Genomic DNA, 21,725 nt, shown 5'->3' on the forward strand with positions numbered 1-21,725 from the left:
CTTCCTTTTATCGGATCAGGAGAGGATGTGGTCGGCGGGTTTCAGTGCCCGGGTCAGCCGGTGATAGCTGAAACTGAATCCCGGAAACATGGCTATCACATGCCCGCTCCGGCTGTGATACCAACTGTGGCAGCCTCCGGATTTCCACACCGTGCGCTCCATTTCTCTGTGGATCATTTCAGTGTAGGTGCGTTCCGCGTCGGGGCGCACTTCGATGCTGCGCAAACCCCGATTTTTTAACGTAAGAATGCAGTCGAGGATGTAATTCATCTGCGATTCGATAATGAACAGCGCCGAGGTGTGGCCGATCCCGGTGTTGGGGCCGGTGACGATGAACAGATTGGGGAAGTCCGGCAGACTGGTGCCCAGATAGGCGCGGGGGTATTGCGCCCAGACGTCCTTCAGTTGCGTGCCGTTTTTTCCGCTGACCGGGTAGGAAATCACCCCGTCGGTGGCGTCGTAGCCGGTGGACCAGACGATCAGGTCAACGTCGATGTGCTGACCGTCCTCAGTGATGATGCCGGTTTCATCCAGGCTGGCGATGCCGTTTTCCCGGCTGTGCAGCGTCACGTTGCTGCGTCCGAGTGCCGGATACAAAGTGCTGGAGACGATGATTCGCTTGCAGCCGATGGCGTAGTCCGGGGTCAGTTTGCGGCGCAGCTCGGGGTCGGGTACCTGTCGCTTGAGAAAGCGCAGGGCGTGTTGCTGCACCAGCCGAATCGCCGGTTTGGAGTATTTGAACGCAATCACCCTTGTTTCAAACTGCCAGTAGATCATCCAGCGCAGCAGCGTGTAGGCCGGTTTCAGCCCGAGCAGCCAACGCTGGAAACGGCCGAACGTACGGTCGGCGCGGGGCAACACCCAGTGCGGTGTGCGCTGGAACACATGCAAGTGCTCAACGTCCGGTGCGATCACCGGAATGACTTGCGCGGCGCTGGCGCCGCTGCCGACGATGGCCACGCGTTTATGCCGGTAGTCGTAGGTGTGATCCCAGCTGTTGGTGTGAAAAGTCTTGCCCTTGAAGCGCTCCTGGCCTTTGAAGTGCGGGACCACCGGTTGGCTGAGCGGCCCCGTCGCATTGATCACAAATTGCGCATAAAAAATGCCTTTGTTGCCGGTGTGTACCGCCCAGCGTTTGTTGGGTTCGTCCCATTCAATACGTTCGACGTTCGTTTCCAGTTCCACCTTTTCCCGCAGGCCGAAGTGCTCCACGACATGCTGGGTGTAGCGGTGCAGCTCGGCCTGGCCGGCGAACATTTGCGTCCAGCGAAAGGGCGCGAAAGACAGGGAATACAAAGGTGAAGGGACGTCCACCGCCGCGCCGGGATAGGTGTTCTGGCACCAGGTGCCACCGAAAAAATCCCGCCGTTCCAGCAGGCGAAAATCGTCGATACCGGTTTTGAGCAAATTGATCGCCGCGCACTGGCCGCCAAATCCACTGCCGATGATCAGCACCTGGAAAGTCTGCATGAGCCTCCTTTATCGAGATCGAACGAAACTATCCCTTATGAAACCATCCCTCATATATAGACCACCTCTTGCGCCTGAAGCGATCTCGTTTGGCCGCCGGCCGGTGATGGCTATTTAACGTTACCCTGATAGACTCCGAGCACACACGCAACCCCGGTGTCATCAGGTTTCGTTCAGTGGCGTAGAGGCCTCTATGGAAAAAGCGCGAGTCAAGGGACTTTCATTGGCAAGGAGGCTCTACACGTCGCGAACCCTGGGTTTGGCACTTGGCCTTTTGTGCGTTGGCGCGGCGATGCATCCCCTCAACCCGGCCCCTTGGGTCTGGGTGGTGATGCTGCTCAATGCCGTTGTGTGGCCTCATCTGGCTTACCAATGGGCGCGTCGGGCGCCGGTTCCCTACCACGCCGAATACCGCAATCTACTGGTCGATGCCTTTTTCGGCGGCTTCTGGGTGGCGGCCATGCAGTTCAATCCGCTGCCCAGTGCCGTGACCATTTCCATGATGGCCATGAACAACGTCGCGATCGGCGGGTTGCGGTTTTTGCTGGTGGCTACGGTCGCGCAGATCCTGGGCGTCGGCGTCGGCCTGCTGATATTTGCCCCGGCTTTCATTCCTGAAACCAGTCAATTTCAGCTGTATGCCTGTTTGCCTTTGCTGTGTTTTTACCCGCTGGCACTGGGCTGGATCTGTTTTCGCCAGGCCTACACACTCGGTCAACACAAGCGTGAATTGCTGGCCTTGAGCCGTACCGACAGCCTGACCGGCCTGCTCAATCACGGGGCCTGGAAAGATCAACTGGAGATCGAGTTTCAGCGTTGCCAACGTCAGCGTAGGGGGGGTGCAATCGCGCTGATCGACATCGATCACTTCAAAACCATCAATGACACGTACGGCCATGTCGCCGGGGACATCGTCCTGCGGCAGTTGAGCAAGATGCTTAAACAAAACCTGCGAGCCGCCGATCTGGCGGGGCGTTACGGCGGCGATGAGTTCTGCGTCATTCTGCCGGACCTGCCCCTGAGCAGCGCGGCGGCCGCCATGGATTCGTTACGGGATCGCTTCGCCACGCTGGGCTACGAGCAGAATCCGGCGTTGAAGGTCAGCCTGAGCATCGGAATTGCCGCATTCGATCCGGGCCATGCCGATGCCACCCTGTGGCTTAACGACGCCGACCATGCGCTGTATGAAGCCAAGACCACCGGCCGCAACCGCGTGATTTGCAGCAGCGATAGCCGGCCTCATCATGAGTTGCTGGATTCGGTATAGGGTACGAACAGGCTGGATGCCGTAGGGCATTGCAAGATCAAAAGATCGCAGCCTCGTTTCACTCGACAGCTCCTACAGGGCCGGGGCATGCATGGCCCCGACCGCTGACGCGCTACTCCTTGACGCTCATGAACTCTTCAGCCCAACGAATGTATTCCTCGGGCTGCGTGTAGGTGTGCGTCAGTTCGGTGGCGCTCAGATCCGAGGCCTGGGTAAACATTTGCCGTTGTTCCCGCAGACTGTCGTACGTCGCTTTGATGGCCGCGAAATACGCTCCGTGGCCGTCGATGGTGACCCGCACGCCGAGTTCGGCGAGGCGTTTATCGTCGCGTAGCAGCGGGTTGCCGTAGGTCACCAGCATCAAGGGTACGGTCAGGTGCTCGGCAAGCTGCTCGAGGTGCTCGAAATCCCGAACGCCGACCATGCAGATCCCGTCCGCCCCGGCGCGCTGGTACTGCTGGGTTCGGCTGATGATTTCCTGGACCGGCAGGATCCCTGCGTTGGTTCGGGCGACGATCGCCATCTCCGAATCAACCCGGGCTTCCAGCGCCGCGCGGATCTTGCCGACGCCCTCGGCAACCGTGATCAAATCGGTGGACTTGCGCCCGAACTGCGCGGGCAGGAGGGTGTCTTCAATCGTCAGCGCGGCAATGCCGGCACGTTCGAGTTCGACGATGGTGCGCATGACGTTCAGCGCGTTACCGTAGCCATGGTCGGCGTCGGCGATCACCGGCAATTGGGCGACACGGCCGATGCGCGTGGCTTGCTCAGCAAACTCGCTGAGGGTAATCAAGGCAAAGTCTGGGGCGCCCAACACCTGCAGCGACGCGACCGAACCGCCGAGAATGCCCACTTCAAAACCCAGGTCCGCGGCAATGCGTGCTGACATCGGGTCAAAGACCGACGCGGTGTGATAGCAGGTATTGGCAGCGAACAGCTCGCGAAAATTACGGCGCAAATCTTGATGAGATAGCCTGGACATAAGAGTTCCACCAATGGAATGGAATGGAAGGGCTTGAGCAAAAGTGTCAACGCCGAAGAAACAAAAGGCTATCACGGGGACGAAGGGGAAATGATGACGAATTTGCAGAAGGACTGACGCAAGGCGGTTTCTGTGGCGAAGGCGGCGGTGATTACGCCGCCACAGCCTTCAGTTGTCGGTTGACCAGCGGTATGGCTCTTATCGAGTCCCCGGGCTGCAGTTGCAGGCGCTTGGCGGTCCGTCGGTCGACGATCAGGCTGTTGCCATCCTGCCACGCTGGGGCTGCAGTGATACGGCAGTTCTCCATGCGACGATTATGGATCAGCCAGACCTGCGCCCGGTTATCTGGCGTGCCGATGGCCAGGATCAGCGGTTCGCTGTCGCGCACGGTGCGGATGTTCGTCATCGGCGCCTCGATGATCGGACCGCCGTCGAAGATATCGATGTACCCCTTGTGCGCAAATCCCTCGGCCTCAAGAATCTTCAACGCCGGCGCTGTATTGGGGTGGGCTTTGCCGATCACGGCCTGTGCCTGTTCGGTGAGCAAACAGGTGTAGAGGGGCTGGCGGGGCATCAGTTCCGCGATGAATGATTTGCTGCCCGATCCGGCCAGATGGTCGGCCTGACTGAAATCCTTCTTGAAAAAATGCCTGCCCAGGCTGTCCCAAAACGGCGAGCAGCCTTGCTCATCGGCACTACCGCGCAGTTCAGCGATCAGTTTGTCGCCGAACAGGTGCGTGAATTCAGCCACAAACAGCAGACGCCCCAATGACAGCAATCGTCCGTTATTGCCCCAGCGATGATCCAGGCGCAGGAACAGCGAACACAGCTCCGATTGCCCGGTCATTTCATTGTTCAGAAACAGCGTGGGAATCTGACGCTGGATGCCCAGGTCCGGTGCAGAACTGACGGTGACGCCGACGCGATAGTTGTACCAGGGCTCGCGCATACCGACCGCTCCCGTCAGGGCACTGATTCCGACAACCTGTTGATCGTCGTTTTCGAGCACGAACAGGTAATCGGCATCGGCACGTTCCACTTGTTCGGCGAACGTGCGTTGCGCCCAGCGCACCCGGTGGAACAGTTGTTCTTCATTGGCTGGCAGGGTGGTGAACCCGGGACCGGCTTCGCGCACCAGCGCGAGCAACGCAGGCAGGTCGGTGACACTGACCGGACGGACTAGCATGTTGAAGCTCCTTCTTCGCGACTGCCCGGGCGCAGTCGTGGGAAACGTTGTCGGGCGCTCGTCAAAGGGCGATCAACCGTATCCGGCTGCCTTCGCTCACGTTCAAGGCAGCGCGCATCCTGGCGTCAAGTACCACTGGTTGCCCAGGGTTGACGTCCAGTTCGGCGACAATCGCCCGATAGCCCTTAAGTAAATCGTTGCTCACCAGATAGCGGCCACGGGCATCAATGGAGGACCCGGCTTTTACCGTGGCGATATGACTTTGGGCGATGGAGCGGATGTCGCAAAGCCGGGCTTGCAAGGTAGGACCGCCGTCAAACAGGTCGACGTACTGACAGGTATCGAACCCCTCACGCTCGAGGATATCGAAGGCTTCCTGGCCATCGGGATGGATGCGTCCGACGCAGTCGCGTGCCGTCTCGGGCAACATCGGCAGGTAAATCGGGTAGTGGGGCATCAGCTCCGCAAGGAACGTCCGGCTGTTCAAACCGCACAGCTTTTCCGCCTCGGCATAGGGCAGGTCGAAGAAATGCTTGCCGACTGCGTCCCAGAACGGCGACCCGCCTTCATCGTTGCTGAAACCGACAATCTCCGTGATTACTGTGTTGGCAAAACGGCTTGAGTGAGCACCGATAAACAACAGTCGAGCCCGGGACAGCAGTTCGGAAAACGGCGACCGAACCCACTCGGCGTCAATATGAAAACCCCGCAACAAGGTATGGCCGCTCAGGTCATGACACAGCGACAGTGTGGGTACGTCATGCTCGATATTGAGTTCACGCGAGGCACTGGTGTAGTGACGGTTGCGCAGGCTGTAGAAGGGCTCGTTGTAGCCGGCAGTGGCCAGGATTTCCGAACAGCCCACCAGGCGCTGGCACGTCAGATCTTCCAGGACGAAGAAATAATTCTCCGGGCCATGATCTTCAACGTCTTTTTCAAACGAGGCACAAGAGTCGAGTACCCTCTGGCGCAAGCGTTCAGCATCGTCCGGCAAGGACGTGACACCCACCAGGCTTTCGCGGGCAAGTCGCTGTAACTGGGGCAGGTCGGTTAACTCGACCGGGCGTAAGACCAGCATGGACGTACTCCTGTATCAAAGGGTTCGGTGGCACGCACCCAACCTGACTATCACTGTCGGTTTCCACGCAATGCTCGGGCGGTACCCTGATGTGTGTTCAGGTGCCGCTCTTCTTCTGTGTCAGCTTTTTAGTGTTGAACGGTATTACGATGACGTGTTGAACACCTGTTGTGTCATCGGGCAAACACTGGGTTATCGAAGGTGATCATTCAGGGCGGTTAGGCAGAGCGTCCGTGCTTCTGCTGGATATTTTTCCTGTGTTTTCTGCTTTCGCGAAATCAGTATTTATGGAAGCCAGGGTGCCTGTCTAGTGAATTTTTGCCAGGCGTTTCAACGCCTTGAATAGGGCGAAAAGCCCGTATGCCAAGGGCTACAAGAATGACGCTCCTGTGTGTAGGCCCTTTCCAAAATTGGTGTAAGACAATGCCTTTTTCTACGCGTTAATTAATGAAAGCCGCGCAAACGAAATGCTCCCGTTGGCGTGGGATACGGCACAATTAAGCAATCATCCACGGCCTGTTGCCGTGCTCCGAACCTTTTGATCGAGTGATTTTTTGTGCAGGCGACCCGTTTGACTTTGATTTGCCACGCTCGAACCGTCGCACAAAAATTAGGGCGTTTTCCTACAAATGAGCCTGTGGAAATAAAATGGCAGTCGGCAGAGGGTTCGCGCGCTGCCTTTTTCAAAAAAGCGCCACGCTTTCTGTGTGGACCGGAATTGCGCACCCGGCAAACGGCTGAGTTTTACGCCAATGATGTCGAGGTTGCCGAGGCATTGCGCGATTGCGATTTCGGCCGATGGAGCGGGGCGCAGATCGATGACTTGCAGCAGTCAGAACCCGAGGCCCTCGAGGCCTGGCTGGCTGACCCGGCTTGCGCACCCCATGGTGGCGAGTCGGTTGCACAACTTCTTGAGCGAGTCGCCGCCTGGCTGACGACCCTTGAGGCAACCCCCGGGCACGTCGTGGCATTCACCCATCCCTTTGTCATTCGCGCCGCGCTGACCCATGTCTTGAACTGTTCGGCGTTTAATCAGATCGATGTTGAACCGCTGTCGTCCACCGAACTTCGCTACAACGGGCGCTGGCGACTGCGCTTGCCAGAGACGGTTATAGAGGACGCAAAACGATGAAAAAGCTTCTGGTGATCGGCATCGGTGCGGGCAACCCCGACTACATCACGATGCAGGCGGTAAAGGCGCTCAACCTTGTCGACGTGTTTTTCCTCATGGACAAGGGTGAAAGCAAAGACAAGCTGATCGAACTGCGCCGCGAGATCTGTGAGCGCTACATTACCGATCACGCCTATCGCTTCATCGAAGCCCACAGCCCGGAGCGCGAGCGCGGTGATGTGGACTACACGACCAGCGTCGATGATCTGAATCTGGCCAAGCAGCGCACGTTCGAACGGCTGATCAACGAGCAAATGTCCGACAACGAGTGTGCCGGTTTTCTGGTGTGGGGCGATCCGGCGTTGTACGACAGCACTGTGCGGATTTTGCAGGCAATCCTGGCGTCAGGCGTTTGTGTATTCGATTTTGAAGTGATTCCCGGCATCACCAGCGTTCAGGCGTTGGCAGCGCAGCACAAGGTGCCGTTGAATGGGATCGGGCGGTCGATTGAGATCACCACCGGGCGCCGTCTGGCAGCGGGGCAGGTGAGCGATGCCGACAGCCTGGTGGTGATGCTCGATGCGCAAGATGCCTACCATCAGGTGGCTGATCCGGAGACCGAGATTTATTGGGGCGCTTACCTGGGGACGCCGGATGAAATGCTTATCAGTGGCAAGCTCAAGGACGTGGCGCAGGAGATCGAGCGGGTGCGCAAAGCTGCCCGAATGGCCAATGGCTGGATCATGGATACCTATTTATTGCGTAAGCCTTGAGATGTGTGGTGACTGAGCTGGCGTCATCGCGAGCAGGCTCGCTCCTACAGTGATTTAAGTAGTTCGCAGATTTTGTGTACACCACCTTTCCATGTAGGAGTGAGCCTGCTCGCGATGAGGCCGTCAAAGCACACCTCAAACCTCCAACTTGACCTCGCGCCCAAACCGCTCCCGATACACCGACGGCGGCACGCCGACCACACTGCGAAAGGCCACCCGAAAAGTTTCCACCGATCGATAACCACACCCCATGGCGATCTGCTCGGTGTTCTGATTCGTGCTCTCCAGTAATTCCCGCGCACGCCCCAGGCGCTCATGCTGCAGCCAGGCTTTGGGGGGCAGGCCGGTGGCTTCAGTGAACCGCCGCAAGAACGTTCGTTCGCTCATGGCCGCCTCACTGGCCATATCGCGCACCTCCAGTGGTTGATGCAAGCGTTCCCGGGACCATTGCATGACGCGGGACAGGTCGCTGCGCGGCGTAGGACTGACCGGTGAAGGAATGAATTGCGCCTGCCCGCCGGTGCGTTGTGGTGACATGACCAGGCGACGTGCCACCGAATTGGCGACCAGGGTGCCGAAATCCCGGGCCACCAGGTGCAGGCAGGCATCGATGCCGGCGGCGCTGCCGGCTGAGGTGATCAACTGACCCGAGTCGACGTACAGCACCTGCGCATCGACCAGGATGTTGGGAAATCGCTCCGCCAGTTCCGTGGTGTAGCGCCAATGCGTCGTGGCGCGGTGACCATCGAGCAATCCGGTCGCCGCCAGCACGAAAACCCCAGAGCATATCGACAGCAACCGCGCACCCCGCGCATGGGCACGACGCAGGCCATTGAGCAAGGCTTCAGGCACGGGGGCACTGCGGTCGCGCCAGCCGGGAATGATGATGGTCCGGGCTTCATCGAGCAGTTCCATGCCGCCATCCGCCAGCACCTGAATGCCGCCCATGGCGCGCATCGGGCCTTGATCGACCGCGACAATCCGGTGCCCGTACCAGGGGAATTCGAACTCGGGTCGGTCCAGGCCGAAGATCTCCACGGCGATGCCGAATTCGAAGGTGCAGAGGCCGTCATAGGCCAGAATCGCGACCAATCCAGGGGTTCGTTGCATTTGGCGGAAAGTTCCCGGTGAGTGACTTGTGCGCCACTTTAGCCTCAAGCATCAGGCCGATAAAGTGGTCTCACACCCAAAAACACTCTGGAGTACAGCCCATGACCAGTTTTGTCCGTGAGATTCCTGCCGCGCCCTCGGCCATTGCCCTGATGCATTTCAGCAACCGTCTGACCTTCGAAACCGATTGTTCCGACGTCTTCAGCAGCCAACAGGCAGGCGATGTGGATTTTGTCCTGGTGGACGTACGAGGCCCGATGGCGTTTGACCGGGGTCATGTGCCGGGCGCGATTAACATCCCGGGGCGGCTGCTGACCGCTGACGCGTTGGCGGCCTGGCCGAAATCGACCCTGTTCGTTGTCTATTGCGCCGGCCCCCACTGCAATGGCGCGAACAAGGCGGCGGTGAAACTGGCGGCGCTGGATTATCCGGTCAAGGAGATGATCGGCGGGGTGACCGGTTGGCTGGATGAGGGGTTTGAGTTGAGTGGAGCAGTGCAACGTTCCGTCAATACGGTGATTGGCTGCGAATGTTGAAGTAACCGAAAAGATCGCCCCTTCAAACGCAAGCCTCCCACCACGCATCCAGCGTCACCTGCAGCCAAGCATAAACCTTTGCGTACGCCGCGCTGTCCGGCTGCCCTCGTGGCAGCGGTGATTCCTCGGCGAAGAATTCATTGAGCGTCGCCACCGACTCGGCATTCCACTCGGGATGAAACTGCAGTCCCAGCCGGGTCGGCCCAACGCTGTACATCTGCTGTTCACAGCGATCACTGCGAGCAAGGCATTGCGCCTGCGGCGGCAGGTTGATTGCGTCTTCGTGCCACTCCAGCATGCTCAATGCCTGGCCATCAGTGAATGTGACAGTGGTCCAGCCCGTTTCCGGGCTGTCCATCCGCCGGATGTTCCCGCCAAGACCCAACGCCAGCAGCTGCGCCCCCAGGCAGATGGCGAACACCGGAGCCCCGCGCTCCAGAATGCCTGCCAGCCACTGACGTTCGGCTTCCAGCCAAGCCGGCCCGGCGTTCGATTCATAAGGCCCGCCCAGCAGGACGACTGGCTCAGCGCTCATCGGCGGCAACTCGCCCAGATAAGCGCGAAAGACCGTCAGCGACAACCCACGAGCCTGCGCCCAATGAGCAATCGCACCGGGGCCTTCAGCACTGTGGTGTTGAATCACATTCAACGTCGTCTTCTCGCTGTTCATGCCTGCCACCTTTTTATAAGTATTTGTCGCCTAAACACAATTTGCTGCTCTGCAGCCGCTCTAGACTGCCGGCCACTTCGGTCGTCGCCTTCACCGCTGACGCCCGAAAGCTACCAATCGAACGCTGCCAATAAAAGCCTCCGCATACAGGAGTTATAAATGAAGAAGCTAGTGATGTTCGGTGCTCTGGCACTGTCGATGCTGTCCCTGACCGCTGTGGCTGATGACGCCAAGCCGATCCGTATCGGGATCGAAGCCGGTTACCCGCCATTCTCGATGAAAACCCCTGACGGCAAGCTCACCGGTTTCGACGTGGACATCGGCGATGCCCTGTGCGAGCAGATGAAAGTGAAATGTACCTGGGTCGAACAAGAGTTCGATGGCTTGATCCCGGCGCTGAAGGTCAAGAAAATCGACGCCATCCTGTCGTCCATGACCATCACTGACGACCGCAAGAAAAACGTTGATTTCACCATCAAGTACTACCACACACCCGCGCGTTTCGTGATGAAGGAAGGCACCGACGTCAAGGACCCGCTGACCGAACTCAAAGGCAAGAAAGTCGGCGTGTTGCGAGCCAGTACCCACGACCGCTTCGCCACTGAAGTGCTGCAACCGGCCGGTATCATCCTGGTTCGTTACAGCTCCCAGCAGGAAGCCAACCTTGATATGGTTTCCGGTCGCCTCGACGCCATGCTGGCCGATTCGGTCAACCTCGACGACGGTTTCCTGAAAACCGACGCCGGCAAGGGCTTCGCGTTTGTCGGGCCGACCTATGAAGACGCCAAGTACTTCGGTGGCGGTGCCGGTATCGCTGTGCGCAAGGGTGACAAGGAGCTGGCGGACAAATTCAACACCGCCATCACTGAGATCCGTGCCAACGGCAAGTACAAGCAAGTGCAGGACAAGTACTTCAATTTTGACGTTTACGGCGAGTAAACGATTCGTTTAAAAAATGGCAACCGCTGACAGGGTTGCCATTTTTTTTTCATTAGATATGAGAAACCTGTGGGAGCAAGGCTTGCCCGCGAAGGCATCGTGTCAGGCGCCATTCATATTGAGTGTACCGACGCCTTCGCGGGCAAGCCTTGCTCCCACAGGTGATTTCAGCGCCACTTTTACGGGAGCTCCCCCATGCAACGCATCGACCATCCACTGCCCTGGAGCCACCTGGGGACCGAGCGCACCCTCAGCGTGTTCCGTTACGGCGCGGGCACTCGCAAGGTCTACATCCAGGCCAGCCTGCACGCTGACGAGTTACCGGGCATGCGCACCGCCTGGGAACTGAAAAAACGCCTGGCTGAACTCGAAGCCCAAGGGCAGCTGCAGGGTGTGATCGAACTGGTGCCGGTGGCCAATCCGATCGGGCTCGATCAGCACCTGCAAGGCAGTCACATGGGCCGCTTCGAGCTGGGCAGCGGCAAGAACTTCAACCGCTCGTTCGTCGAGCTCAGTGCACCGGTGGCCACGTTGATTGGTGATCGCCTGGGCGACGATGCACTCGCTAACATCACGCTGATTCGCCAGGCCATGGGCCAGGTACTCGACACCTTGCCGGCACCCACCTCGCAATTGGAGGCCATGCACCGATTGCTACTGCGCCACGCCTGTGACGCCGACATCACGCTGGATCTGCACTGCGACTTCGACGCAGCGATTCATCTCTATGCGTTGCCGCAACACTGGCCACAGTGGAAGTCGTTGGCCGCGCGCCTGAAGGCCGGTGTCGCGTTGCTCTGCGAGGATTCCGGTGGCAGCTCGTTCGATGAATCCTGTTCATCGCCGTGGCTGCGCCTGGCGCGGGCCTTTCCCGACGCCGCCATTCCCCCGGCCAACCTGGCAACGACGCTGGAGCTGGGCAGCATGGGCGATACCCGAGTCGATCAGGCCCAGGCCAATGCCGAGGCGATTCTCGGGTTCCTCGCCGAGCAGGGTTTCATCAAGGGAGACTGGGCGCCGGCGCCGGATGAATGCTGTGAGGGCATGCCATTCGAAGGCACCGAGTACCTGTTTGCGCCGCATCACGGGGTCGTCAGCTTCCTGCGCGAGGCCGGCGAATGGGTGGAGCAGGGGGATGCCTTGTTCGAAGTGGTCGATCCGTTGAATGACCGGGTGACCACGGTACGCGCCGGGACCAGCGGGGTGTTGTTTGCCATAGATCGTGGACGCTATACCCAGCCGGGCACGTGGCAGGCGAAGGTGGCAGGGCGCGACCCGATTCGGGTAGGGAAGCTCATCAACGATTGATGAATCGCGGCACTGCACTTGTGGCGGTGATAAGGGGTGTTAGGCTCCACCTCGAATCCTGCACATGTGAAGGAAGGTTTATGTTGAAGTTTCTCGCTCTGCTGACACTCCTGGCGTCGGCCGCTGTCCACGCTCAAACCCCGCTGCAAACCGACCTGCCGCTCAAATACCTGGAGCAGACCCAGCCCGATTCCCGTGATCAGCCGCTGGTGATTTTCCTTCACGGTTATGGCAGCAACGAGCAAGACCTGTTCGGTATCAAGGACGAGTTGCCTGCCACCTACACCTACCTGTCGGTACGGGCGCCGATCGTGATGGAAGAGGGCAGTTATCAGTGGTTTCGCCAGAAAGGCAAAGGTGCCTACAACGGCGAGACGGATGACCTGAAAACCAGCGGCCAGGTGTTGCTGGATTTCATCGCGCAAGCCGCGAAGAAGTACCACACGCAACCGAACAAGGTGTACCTGGTGGGTTTCAGTCAGGGCGCGATCATGTCCTACGAGGTGGCGTTGCGGCATCCCGAGGCCGTCGGCGGCATCGCAGCCTTGAGCGGGCGAATTTTGCCGGTGCTCAAGTCCGAATTGAAACCGGATGAAAAACGCCAGAACCTGGGGATTTTCATTGGTCATGGCACCGCCGACACGCGCCTGCCGTTCAAGGACGGCACCGACGCGAACAGCCTGTTGCAAAGCCTGTCCCTCAAACCTGAGTTTCATGCCTACGAAGGCGTGGGTCATTCCATCAGTGCCGTGGAGATGCAGGACCTCAGCGCCTGGTTACAGCGCCTCAATCCCTGAGTGTTACTTGCCGCTGACCATCTGCTTGATCAACGTTTCATGGGCGGCCATATCGCCGGGGCGGGAAATGACCTGAACCAAGGCCATGTGGCTGCCTGATGCTGCCATCAGCGTGGTGTTGAGGGTCTGGCCGCCACCGCGTGTGGCGGTACTGTCGATCTGGCGCAGCCCTAGCCCGGTCTTTTTCAGCGTCAGGCTTTTTTCGCTCAACTTGTTGTAGTCAGGCAGTGCTTTGCGCTGTGCCGCGTCGAAGTCGGCCGCCGTGCCGTCGAGAAACTCGCCATCGTTGTCCTTGACCTTGACGCCCTCGGGCAAGCTGTTTTCAGCCGTGATGATCACGGTTTTGGTGGTCTCGTTGGAGTACATGGTGCCGCTTGCGCCAGTAGAGCTGGCGGGCAGCGGGTTGGCGATGAAACCCTTAGGCAGGGTGAAGGTAAACTTGCCACCCAGCATGGAGACTTTCTGGCTGGGCGCCGTGTCTTTAGCCGTGGCCTTGGCCGCTTGCGCATTCAAAGCCCCGAGGCTGGCAACCGCCATCAGCAACAGGACAACGGCTTTCTTACTCAACAGTGACATTCAAAATCTCCAGGGATGGTCGCGCAATGCGGGCGATCATCCCATGGAGGCCATAAGGCATTCCAGCGCGGGGTAACGGGCGGTAGTGCCCTGGTGCTGTGAGTCAGTCCGCCTGGTTCTGTGGGAACCGATTGCGACGGGCGGGCTTGTTGCGCTAACTGTTCGATTTAACCGAACGTGTTGACGGCAGACTCGCAGGTTTTGCCAGCAAGCGTTTAGTCACCCCCAGCATCAACACCGAGACCGCCACGCTCACAGCAAAAGCGCTCAATCCCATGCGGGGCAGGGTCAATGCCAGTACCAGGCAAAAGGCGGCGAACGAGTACATGCCCGTTGCGGTGGCTCGCAGCAACGCGGCAGTAAATGCGGGCCCGCGGGTTTGCTGGGAGAACACCGCCATTACGCTGCCCAGCACCGGGAACACCGCCAGCAGTCCACTCCAGCGTTCGCCCACGGTGCTGGCCAGCAAGGTAACCGCCAGGGTCAGCAAGGCACCGGCGACCATGCGCAGCAGCAATTTGTCGGACTTTGGCGCAGGCCCGGACACGATGGGCTGCACCGCAGGAAACAGGTAAGGCGCTGCCAACAGCGCGGTGGCGGCGGCGATGACCGAGAACACCAGGGACGCAGGGATCAGCGACAGCACTGCGGCCACCAAGGCCCACACCAGCAATGAAATCACCAAGGCCCACGGCCAGCCCCTGCGTTGTGCTACCTGGGCGTAGGTGACGCAAAAGGCGATCATCGCAAACATGGCGGACAACGCCGCTGTCGCTGACTGGGCGGCAAACACCTCACCCTGTTCGATGGCGAGGAAGAACAGAATCGGTCCGACCACCACTGGCAATCCCGATAGCCACCCGGCCACGCTCGGTCCCCAGCGTTTACCCGCCAGGGAAATCAGTAGCAGAAATCCCGGGATCACCAGCAATTTAAGCAAGAGCACGCACGCACCTCCGAACCAAGTGAGCGCCAACGTTAGCATCGTCGGGGATGGATTGCGCTATGGTTTGCCTGTTTTTGTATACAAAAACATCGACGTGAAAAATTGTACAAATTGTCTTGTTGCGTATAAGTTTTTAACAGGCCCCCCGAAGAATCGAAACCCCCATGAACAACCTGCGATCCGCCTTATGCCACTGCGTATGGATGTTGATGTTGCTGGGGTCTCAAGCCATGGCCAGTTGGCAGGAAGCGGTGCCCGGTGCGCGGATCATTGGCGCCGGAGAGTTCAGTGTCTTTGGTTTCGATGTCTACAACGCCCGACTCTGGAGCGCAGCGCAGCCGTTATCCGATGACCAGCCCTTCGCGCTGGAGTTGATCTATCAACGCAAGATTTCCCGAGACGATCTGGTGCAAGCCAGCGTCGATGAAATCAAGCGCCTGTCCGGTTCGGCGGTGAGCAGCGAGCAACTCGCCGGCTGGCAGGCGCAGATGCAACGGTCGTTTGTCGATGTGCAGCCCGGAACCCGCATCACGGGCGTGTATGTGCCGGGGCAGGGCGCGCGGTTTTTTGTGGGCCAGCAGTTGCAGCATGAAGTGCAAGACCCGCAATTCGCCCGCGCCTTCTTCAACATCTGGTTGGACCCTCGCACCCGGAATCCTGAATTGCGCCAGCAATTATTGGGTCGATAGAGGCGAGTGTTTTCACCGCAGTGAGCGAAACGTTTAAGCTGCCTCCTCTGACCTGTTGACGGATGACTGCGTGAAATTCAGTTTGCCCAAAATCGCCACTGCACCCTTCTGCCCGCCGGAAGTGGCGGGCAGCGTGGCCGTCGATCCCCGCGCCTCATTCTTCAAACGTGTGCTGCGTTTCGCCGGTCCCGGCTTGCTGGTTTCAATCGGCTACATGGACCCGGGCAACTGGGCGACGGCGATCGAAGCCGGTTCGCGGTTTGGCTACAGCCTGTTGTTCGTGGTGCTGCTGGCGAGTCTGGCGGGGATGGTGGTGCAGTGCCTGTGCTCACGCCTGGGCATTGCCACCGGGCGCGATCTGGCACAGCTGTGCCGGGAGCGCTACAGCACCCGCACGGCGCGGACCCAGTGGGTGCTGGCGGAAATTTCAATCATCGCCACCGACCTCGCTGAAGTGCTTGGCTGTGCGCTGGCGTTTCACTTGCTACTGGGCTGTTCGCTGACGGTCGGCATTGCCCTGACGGCCTTCGACACGCTGTTGGTGCTGGCCTTGCAGAACCGTGGCTTCCGTCGGCTGGAGGCGATCATGCTGGTGCTGGTGAGCACCATCGGTGTGTGTTTCTTCGTGGAGCTGTTGCTGATCAAGCCTTACTGGCCTGAGGTCTTCCAGGGTTTTACGCCGTCATTGTCCGCCATCAGCGACGCCGCACCCTTGTACCTGGCCATCGGGATCCTCGGGGCGACGGTGATGCCGCATAACCTGTATCTGCACACTTCGATCGTGCAAACCCGGATGATCGGCAAGGACCTGGCCAGCAAGCAGGACGCGGTGAAGCTGGCGCGTATCGATACCATCGGTTCCCTGGCGCTGGCGTTGATGGTCAATGCCGCCATCTTGATTCTCGCGGCGGCGGCGTTTCACAAGACCGGGCATTCCGATGTGGTGGACATTCAGGACGCTTATCACTTGCTTGATCCGTTGGTCGGTGGGGCGCTGGCCAGCGTTTTGTTTGGCGTGGCCTTGCTGGCCTCGGGGCAGAGCTCGACCTTCACCGGCACCATCGCCGGGCAAGTGATCATGGAGGGTTACCTGAACCTGAGAATTCCGTGCTGGCAACGACGGTTGATCACCCGGGGGCTGGCGCTGATCCCGGCCTTCATCGGCGTCTGGCTGATGGGGGATGATGCGATTGGCAAGCTATTGGTGTTGAGTCAGGTGGTGTTGAGCCTGCAATTGCCGTTTGCGCTGTATCCGTTGATCCGCATGACCAATGATCATCGGTTGATGGGACCCTTCGTCAATCGACTGCCGACGCGGGTGTTGGCGTGGGGGTTGTTCGGTGTGATCAGCGGGGCGAATAGCTGGTTGATCTTTCAGTTTGTGGGGTGAGCCGCAAGTTTTACCGCCTACTGAACTTACTCAAATTGTCTGACGGTATACCTGAAGCAGCTGGCGAAGTCTGCGTTGGGGCGCGAAGCGGCCCTGATTTTCAAGCCGGTATCAGGGTGTCTGAACAGCGACCGCTGCGCAGTCGGACGCAGCCTTCGGCAGCTGCTACAGGGATTTTGTTGCTGCTTTAAAACCCGGTGCGACATCAGTCGCACCGGGGGTGTTACCAGGCAGCAGCGGTTCTTCGTGGGCCCCCGTGCAGCCTGTTGAACGCTTTAAGCCCGTTCGATCGCCAGCGCAACGCCCTGACCACCACCAATGCACAGGGTGGCGAGGCCTTTCTTGGCGTCGCGTTTGATCATTTCATGCAGCAAGGTCACCAAAACACGGCAACCTGATGCACCAATCGGGTGACCCAGTGCGATAGCGCCGCCGTTCACGTTGACCTTGTTCAAATCCCATTTCAGCTCTTTCGCAACGGCCAGGGATTGCGCCGCGAATGCTTCGTTGGCTTCGATCAGGTCCAGTTGGTCGATGGACCAGCCGGCCTTGTCCAGGCAACGGCGAGTGGCCGATACCGGGCCGATGCCCATGATGGCCGGGTCAACACCCGCATTGGCGTAAGCGGCGATCTTTGCCAGCACGGGCAAACCCAGGGCCTTGGCTTTTTCGGCGCTCATCAGGATCACCGCGGCAGCACCGTCATTGAGCGACGACGCGTTGCCAGCGGTCACCGAACCGTCTTTCTTGAAGGCCGGCTTGAGTTTGCCCAGCCCTTGAGCGGTGGTGTCGCCGCGAGGTTGTTCATCAATGGCAAAGGACAGCGGATCGCCCTTGCGCTGAGGAATCAGGATGGGCGTGATTTCATCGACGAAACGTCCGCCTTCGATAGCGGCCGCAGCTTTTTGCTGTGAGGCCGCGGCGAAGGCGTCCTGCTGCTCGCGGGTCAGTTCGTATTTGTCGGCCACGTTCTCGGCGGTGATGCCCATGTGGTAATCGTTGAACGCATCCCACAGGCCGTCGCTGATCATGGTGTCGACGATTTGCGCGTGCCCCATGCGCAGACCGGTGCGGGCACCGGGCATGACGTAGTTGGACAGGCTCATGTTTTCCTGGCCGCCGGCGATGATCACATCGGCGTCGCCGCAGCGAATGGCCTGGGTCGCCAGGTGCAGAGCCTTGAGGCCCGAGCCGCAGACCTTGTTCAGGGTCATGGCGGGTACGGTGAAGGGCAGACCGGCCTTGATCGCCGATTGACGCGCAGGGTTTTGCCCGGCGCCAGCGGTCAACACTTGACCCATGATCACTTCATCGACTTCAGCAGCGTCGAGCCCGGTTTGTGCCAGCAACTGACGGATCACCGCAGCGCCCAGGTCAACGGCGGAGACACTGGCCAGGGAACCCTGGAAGCTGCCGATGGCGGTACGGGTGGCGGCAACGATGACGACTTCTTGCATGGGATGAATCCTCACTGAGCAGCGAACTGCATTTCTGGAACGTGATCAGGCACGATCAGCTTGCCTGCAGTCTTGGCGATAATTTCTTCGACACTGACGCCCGGCGCACGTTCTTTAAGTATGAAGGCGCCGTTTTCGATTTCCAGGTAGGCCAGGTCGGTCAGCACGCGCTTGATGCAGCCGGCGCCGGTCAGCGGCAGGCTGCAGTGGTCCAGCAGCTTGGACTCACCGTCCTTGGACGCGTGGGTCATGATGACGATGATGTTGTCTGCACCGGCGACCAGGTCCATGGCGCCGCCCATGCCCTTGACCAGTTTGCCGGGGATCATCCACGAGGCGATGTTGCCTTGCACGTCGACTTCAAAAGCGCCCAGCACGGTCAGGTCGACATGGCCACCGCGGATCATCGCGAAGGATTCGGCCGAGGAAAAAATCGATGCGCCGGTGCGGGCGGTCACGGTTTGCTTGCCGGCGTTGATCATGTCGGCATCGATGGTTTCTTCAGTCGGGAACGGACCCATGCCCAGCAGGCCGTTTTCCGACTGCAGCATGACTTCCATGCCTTCGGGAATGTAGTTGGCGACCAGGGTCGGAATGCCGATGCCCAGGTTCACGTAGAAGCCGTCCTGCATTTCGCGGGCGACGCGTTGAGCCATTTGTTCGCGGGAAAGTGCCATTGTTGTTATTCCTTCATTCGGTCCGGGGGCAGGGGATCACTTACGCACGGTGCGCTGTTCGATGCGCTTTTCGAACGTGCCGCAAATGACCCGATCGACGTAGATGCCAGGGGTGTGGATCTGCGCCGGGTCCAGCTCGCCGGGTTCGACGATTTCTTCGACTTCGACCACGGTGATCTTGCCGGCAGTGGCGGCCAGCGGGTTGAAGTTCTGAGCGGTGTGGCGGTAGATCACGTTACCGAAGTGGTCGGCTTTCCAGCCTTTGACGATGGCGAAGTCACCGGTGATGGACTCTTCCATCAGGTACTTGCGACCTTTGAATTCGCGTACTTCCTTGCCGTCGGCGACCGGGGTGCCGACGCCGGTGGCGGTGAAGAACGCCGGGATGCCGGCGCCGCCCGCGCGCATTTTTTCGGCAAGGGTGCCTTGGGGGGTGAGGACGACTTCGATTTCGCCTTTCAACAGCTGTTCTTCGAACAGTTTGTTTTCGCCAACGTAGGAGGCGACTACTTTGCTGATCTGACGATCGGTCAGCAGCACGCCGAGACCGAAACCGTCGACGCCGCAGTTGTTGGAAACCACGGTGAGATCGCGAGTGCCCTTGCGCTTGATCTCGTTGATCAGGTTTTCCGGAATTCCGCACAGGCCGAAGCCACCGGCGATCACGGTCATGCCGTCTTCAAGACCTGCCAGAGCTTCCTCGTAGGAACTCACGCGCTTGTCGAAACCTGCCATATGCACCTCTTTTATTCTTTATGGGCGGCTGGCTAGCCGTAGTGGGTCAAGTGTCTCGTCGCTGGATTGATTTGTTAAGTTGTTTTTTAATGTGAATTAATAGATAAAACTCACTAATCCTGTTCTTTATCCTTCGGTGGGTGCACAGCTTGCTCGCGATGGCGGCCTCGAAACCGCCATCGCGAGCAAGCTGTGCTCCTACAGAAAAACTCCCGCGTTAATCACCGGAACCCTTCGCCCATGACCGTCAAACAGATCCGCGCCTTTCTGGCCGTGGCCCAGAGCCTGAGTTTCGCCGTGGCCTGCGAGCGATTGCACCTGTCGCAGTCGGCGTTGAGCCTGACCATCAAAGCGCTGGAGGAGGGCCTGGGCGGACGCCTGTTCACCCGCAATACCCGCAACGTTGCCCTGACGGCGGAAGGTGAATCCCTGGTGCCCCTCGCGCGCCGCCTGATCGCCGACTGGGACAACGCCGAGGATGAGCTGCGCCAGCGCTTCACCTTGCAGCGCGGCCGGGTGACGCTGGCGGCGATACCCTCGTTTGCCGGCAACCTACTGCCACCGATCCTCAAGGCGTTTCGCGCTCGTTACCCGAAGGTCAACGTGACGGTGAACGATGTGATCAATGAGCAGGTGCTTGAAATGGTGCGTGATCGACAGGTGGAACTGGGGGTGGCGTTTGAGCCCACCATGAGTACGTCGCTGGCCTTCACACCGCTGTATATGGACCGGTTCGTCGCAGTGGTTTCACAAGATTCACCGCTGGCGGAGCTGGGTGATATCGATTGGCAGACGCTGCTCAAGGAGCCGTTTATCACCTTGCAGCGGCCGTCGGCGGTGCGGGTGATGCTGGAAGAACACCTGCAAGCCCGCGGAATGAAGTTGCCGGTGGAGTTTGAAAGCCACCAGCTGGCGACGGTGGGGCGGATGGTCGCCAGTGGATTGGGGGTGAGTGCGGTACCGGCGTTGTGTGCGGGGCAGATGCGTGAGCTGGGTGCGCAGTGCCTGACCTTGCACGACCCCGTGGTGGAGCGGGCAGTCGGGGTGTTGACCAAGCCCGGGGTTGAGCTCTCGGCGGCGGCGCAGGCGTTGTTCGACATCCTCAAAGAAGAAAACCTGAGCGCGCACCTCGACCCATGATCGTTCCCACGCAGAGCGTTGGAATGCTCATCGGGACAGGTGTTGTGTCAGGAGGGGGAGTAGCTGCTCGCACGAGGCCTCAATCTTCAAATCGAGGAGGTCATCCGCCCGGGTCTTCCCCAAATTAATCGCAATCAATGGCTTGCCTTGATCCGCCACCGCCCGGCATAACCGAAAGGCCGAATACGCCATCAACGAAGATCCCACCACCAATAAACCCGCAGCCTTTTCAACCGCCGCCATGGCTTTGGCCGCTGTTACCTGCGCAACGTTTTCGCCAAAAAACACCACGTCCGGCTTCATTCGCTCACCCGCGCAAAGCGGGCAATGGGGCACCTGAAAGCGCGCTTCAAAAGCCGGGTCGAGCAGGGTATCGCCATCGGGTGCTTGCACGGCATCGACGCCGGCCAGGTAAGGGTTCTGCGCCACCATCAATTGCTGAATCGAGTCGCGCTCGCTGCGTTGCCCGCAATCGAGGCATAGCACCCGATGCAAGCTGCCGTGGAGTTCGATGACATCGTGACTGCCGGCCTGGTCGTGCAGGGTGTCGACATTCTGGGTGATCAACGCGCTGATCCGCCGGGTACTTTGCAAACTCGCCAAGGCTTCGTGAGCGACGTTGGGCTGAGCCAGTCGCACTCGCGGCCAGCCCAGCATGGCCCGTGCCCAGTAGCGACGACGAGATTCGGGGGCGGAGAGAAACTCCTGATACATCATGGGCTGACGACCACGCCTGACGCCCTGATTGTCACGGTAATCGGGGATGCCCGATGGCGTGCTGATGCCAGCGCCCGTCAGCACGACAAAAGTTTGTTCGGTCATCAACTGCTCGAGTCGGTCGAGTTGTTCACGGATACGGCCATCGAGCATGTTCAACACTCCGCAAGG

General features: G+C 59.4%; 22 protein-coding genes. 10 read left to right on the forward strand and 12 right to left on the reverse strand.

The annotated features are described in order from the left end of the window. Nucleotides 1-15 precede the first annotated feature (15 nt). Entirely contained in the window at nt 16-1,470 is a 1,455-nt protein-coding gene (locus tag H7698_RS15195) for a flavin-containing monooxygenase (RefSeq protein ID WP_194691942.1), read from the reverse strand. A 193-nt stretch (nt 1,471-1,663) separates the two neighbouring features. Between H7698_RS15195 and H7698_RS15200 the strand changes: the two genes are divergently transcribed. Next, nucleotides 1,664-2,737: a diguanylate cyclase gene (locus tag H7698_RS15200; RefSeq protein WP_194691943.1), complete on the forward strand. Its 1,074-nt coding sequence runs from the start codon at nt 1,664-1,666 to the stop codon at nt 2,735-2,737. A 112-nt stretch (nt 2,738-2,849) separates the two neighbouring features. On the opposite strand, the gene H7698_RS15205 is transcribed toward H7698_RS15200, so the two are convergent. From H7698_RS15205 to H7698_RS15215, 3 genes are all read right to left on the reverse strand, one after another. Continuing rightward, on the reverse strand, nt 2,850-3,719 hold the full coding sequence (locus H7698_RS15205) for an isocitrate lyase/PEP mutase family protein (RefSeq protein WP_162440316.1): 870 nt from the start codon (nt 3,717-3,719) through the stop codon (nt 2,850-2,852). Between the two features lie 151 nt (nt 3,720-3,870). Then, nucleotides 3,871-4,905: an arginine N-succinyltransferase gene (gene astA / locus H7698_RS15210; RefSeq protein ID WP_194691944.1), complete on the reverse strand. Its 1,035-nt coding sequence runs from the start codon at nt 4,903-4,905 to the stop codon at nt 3,871-3,873. Between the two features lie 61 nt (nt 4,906-4,966). Beyond that, nucleotides 4,967-5,983, reverse strand: a complete 1,017-nt coding sequence (locus tag H7698_RS15215; RefSeq protein WP_194691945.1) for an arginine N-succinyltransferase — start codon at nt 5,981-5,983, stop codon at nt 4,967-4,969. A 556-nt stretch (nt 5,984-6,539) separates the two neighbouring features. Between H7698_RS15215 and H7698_RS15220 the strand changes: the two genes are divergently transcribed. Then, complete coding sequence (locus tag H7698_RS15220) at nt 6,540-7,115, forward strand: histidine phosphatase family protein (protein WP_194691946.1); 576 nt, start codon at nt 6,540-6,542, stop codon at nt 7,113-7,115. Continuing rightward, a complete protein-coding gene (gene cobF, locus H7698_RS15225; RefSeq protein WP_194691947.1) occupies nt 7,112-7,867 on the forward strand; it encodes a precorrin-6A synthase (deacetylating) in 756 nt (251 codons plus the stop codon). The genes H7698_RS15220 and cobF overlap by 4 nt, the downstream gene beginning before the upstream one ends. A gap of 135 nt (nt 7,868-8,002) precedes the next feature. On the opposite strand, the gene ftrA is transcribed toward cobF, so the two are convergent. Next, nucleotides 8,003-8,977: a transcriptional regulator FtrA gene (gene ftrA, locus H7698_RS15230; protein WP_194691948.1), complete on the reverse strand. Its 975-nt coding sequence runs from the start codon at nt 8,975-8,977 to the stop codon at nt 8,003-8,005. Nucleotides 8,978-9,078: 101 nt separating this feature from the next. Between ftrA and H7698_RS15235 the strand changes: the two genes are divergently transcribed. Beyond that, entirely contained in the window at nt 9,079-9,513 is a 435-nt protein-coding gene (locus tag H7698_RS15235) for a rhodanese-like domain-containing protein (protein WP_194691949.1), read from the forward strand. A gap of 22 nt (nt 9,514-9,535) precedes the next feature. Here H7698_RS15235 and H7698_RS15240 read toward each other — a convergent pair whose 3' ends face one another. Continuing rightward, nucleotides 9,536-10,183 carry a type 1 glutamine amidotransferase gene (locus tag H7698_RS15240; RefSeq protein ID WP_194691950.1) on the reverse strand — a complete coding sequence of 216 codons (648 nt, stop codon included), beginning with the start codon at nt 10,181-10,183 and terminating at the stop codon, nt 9,536-9,538. Between the two features lie 159 nt (nt 10,184-10,342). Here H7698_RS15240 and H7698_RS15245 point away from each other — a divergent pair, with 159 nt between their 5' ends. From H7698_RS15245 to H7698_RS15255, 3 genes are all read left to right on the forward strand, one after another. Next, complete coding sequence (locus H7698_RS15245) at nt 10,343-11,122, forward strand: ABC transporter substrate-binding protein (RefSeq protein WP_162440324.1); 780 nt, start codon at nt 10,343-10,345, stop codon at nt 11,120-11,122. Between the two features lie 195 nt (nt 11,123-11,317). Next, a complete protein-coding gene (locus H7698_RS15250; RefSeq protein ID WP_194691951.1) occupies nt 11,318-12,430 on the forward strand; it encodes a M14 family metallopeptidase in 1,113 nt (370 codons plus the stop codon). An 80-nt stretch (nt 12,431-12,510) separates the two neighbouring features. Next, entirely contained in the window at nt 12,511-13,227 is a 717-nt protein-coding gene (locus H7698_RS15255) for an alpha/beta hydrolase (RefSeq protein WP_194691952.1), read from the forward strand. A gap of 3 nt (nt 13,228-13,230) precedes the next feature. On the opposite strand, the gene H7698_RS15260 is transcribed toward H7698_RS15255, so the two are convergent. Next, nucleotides 13,231-13,803, reverse strand: coding sequence for a hypothetical protein (locus tag H7698_RS15260; protein WP_194691953.1), 573 nt, complete (start codon nt 13,801-13,803; stop codon nt 13,231-13,233). Between the two features lie 154 nt (nt 13,804-13,957). After that, a complete protein-coding gene (locus tag H7698_RS15265; RefSeq protein ID WP_194691954.1) occupies nt 13,958-14,749 on the reverse strand; it encodes a hypothetical protein in 792 nt (263 codons plus the stop codon). A 164-nt stretch (nt 14,750-14,913) separates the two neighbouring features. Here H7698_RS15265 and H7698_RS15270 point away from each other — a divergent pair, with 164 nt between their 5' ends. Next, on the forward strand, nt 14,914-15,438 hold the full coding sequence (locus H7698_RS15270; protein ID WP_162440329.1) for a chalcone isomerase family protein: 525 nt from the start codon (nt 14,914-14,916) through the stop codon (nt 15,436-15,438). A 70-nt stretch (nt 15,439-15,508) separates the two neighbouring features. Next, entirely contained in the window at nt 15,509-16,828 is a 1,320-nt protein-coding gene (locus H7698_RS15275; protein ID WP_194691955.1) for an Nramp family divalent metal transporter, read from the forward strand. A 275-nt stretch (nt 16,829-17,103) separates the two neighbouring features. On the opposite strand, the gene H7698_RS15280 is transcribed toward H7698_RS15275, so the two are convergent. Genes H7698_RS15280 through H7698_RS15290 form a run of 3 tightly spaced genes read right to left on the reverse strand, consistent with a single transcriptional unit; the run spans nt 17,104 to nt 19,697 of the window. Then, complete coding sequence (locus H7698_RS15280) at nt 17,104-18,285, reverse strand: acetyl-CoA C-acetyltransferase (RefSeq protein WP_194691956.1); 1,182 nt, start codon at nt 18,283-18,285, stop codon at nt 17,104-17,106. Nucleotides 18,286-18,296: 11 nt separating this feature from the next. Further along, nucleotides 18,297-18,962 carry a CoA transferase subunit B gene (locus H7698_RS15285; RefSeq protein ID WP_194691957.1) on the reverse strand — a complete coding sequence of 222 codons (666 nt, stop codon included), beginning with the start codon at nt 18,960-18,962 and terminating at the stop codon, nt 18,297-18,299. Between the two features lie 36 nt (nt 18,963-18,998). Beyond that, entirely contained in the window at nt 18,999-19,697 is a 699-nt protein-coding gene (locus H7698_RS15290) for a CoA transferase subunit A (RefSeq protein WP_162440333.1), read from the reverse strand. 240 nt (nt 19,698-19,937) lie between these two features. Here H7698_RS15290 and H7698_RS15295 point away from each other — a divergent pair, with 240 nt between their 5' ends. Further along, nucleotides 19,938-20,837, forward strand: a complete 900-nt coding sequence (locus H7698_RS15295) for a LysR family transcriptional regulator (RefSeq protein WP_194691958.1) — start codon at nt 19,938-19,940, stop codon at nt 20,835-20,837. 27 nt (nt 20,838-20,864) lie between these two features. Here H7698_RS15295 and H7698_RS15300 read toward each other — a convergent pair whose 3' ends face one another. Beyond that, the gene (locus tag H7698_RS15300; RefSeq protein WP_194691959.1) at nt 20,865-21,707 is read right to left on the reverse strand and encodes an NAD-dependent protein deacetylase; all 843 of its coding nucleotides are present in this window, start codon (nt 21,705-21,707) and stop codon (nt 20,865-20,867) included. Nucleotides 21,708-21,725 lie beyond the last annotated feature (18 nt).

It is taken from the genome of Pseudomonas sp. p50(2008), assembly GCF_015351605.1.
In the GTDB taxonomy this organism is placed as follows: Bacteria; Pseudomonadota; Gammaproteobacteria; order Pseudomonadales; family Pseudomonadaceae; genus Aquipseudomonas.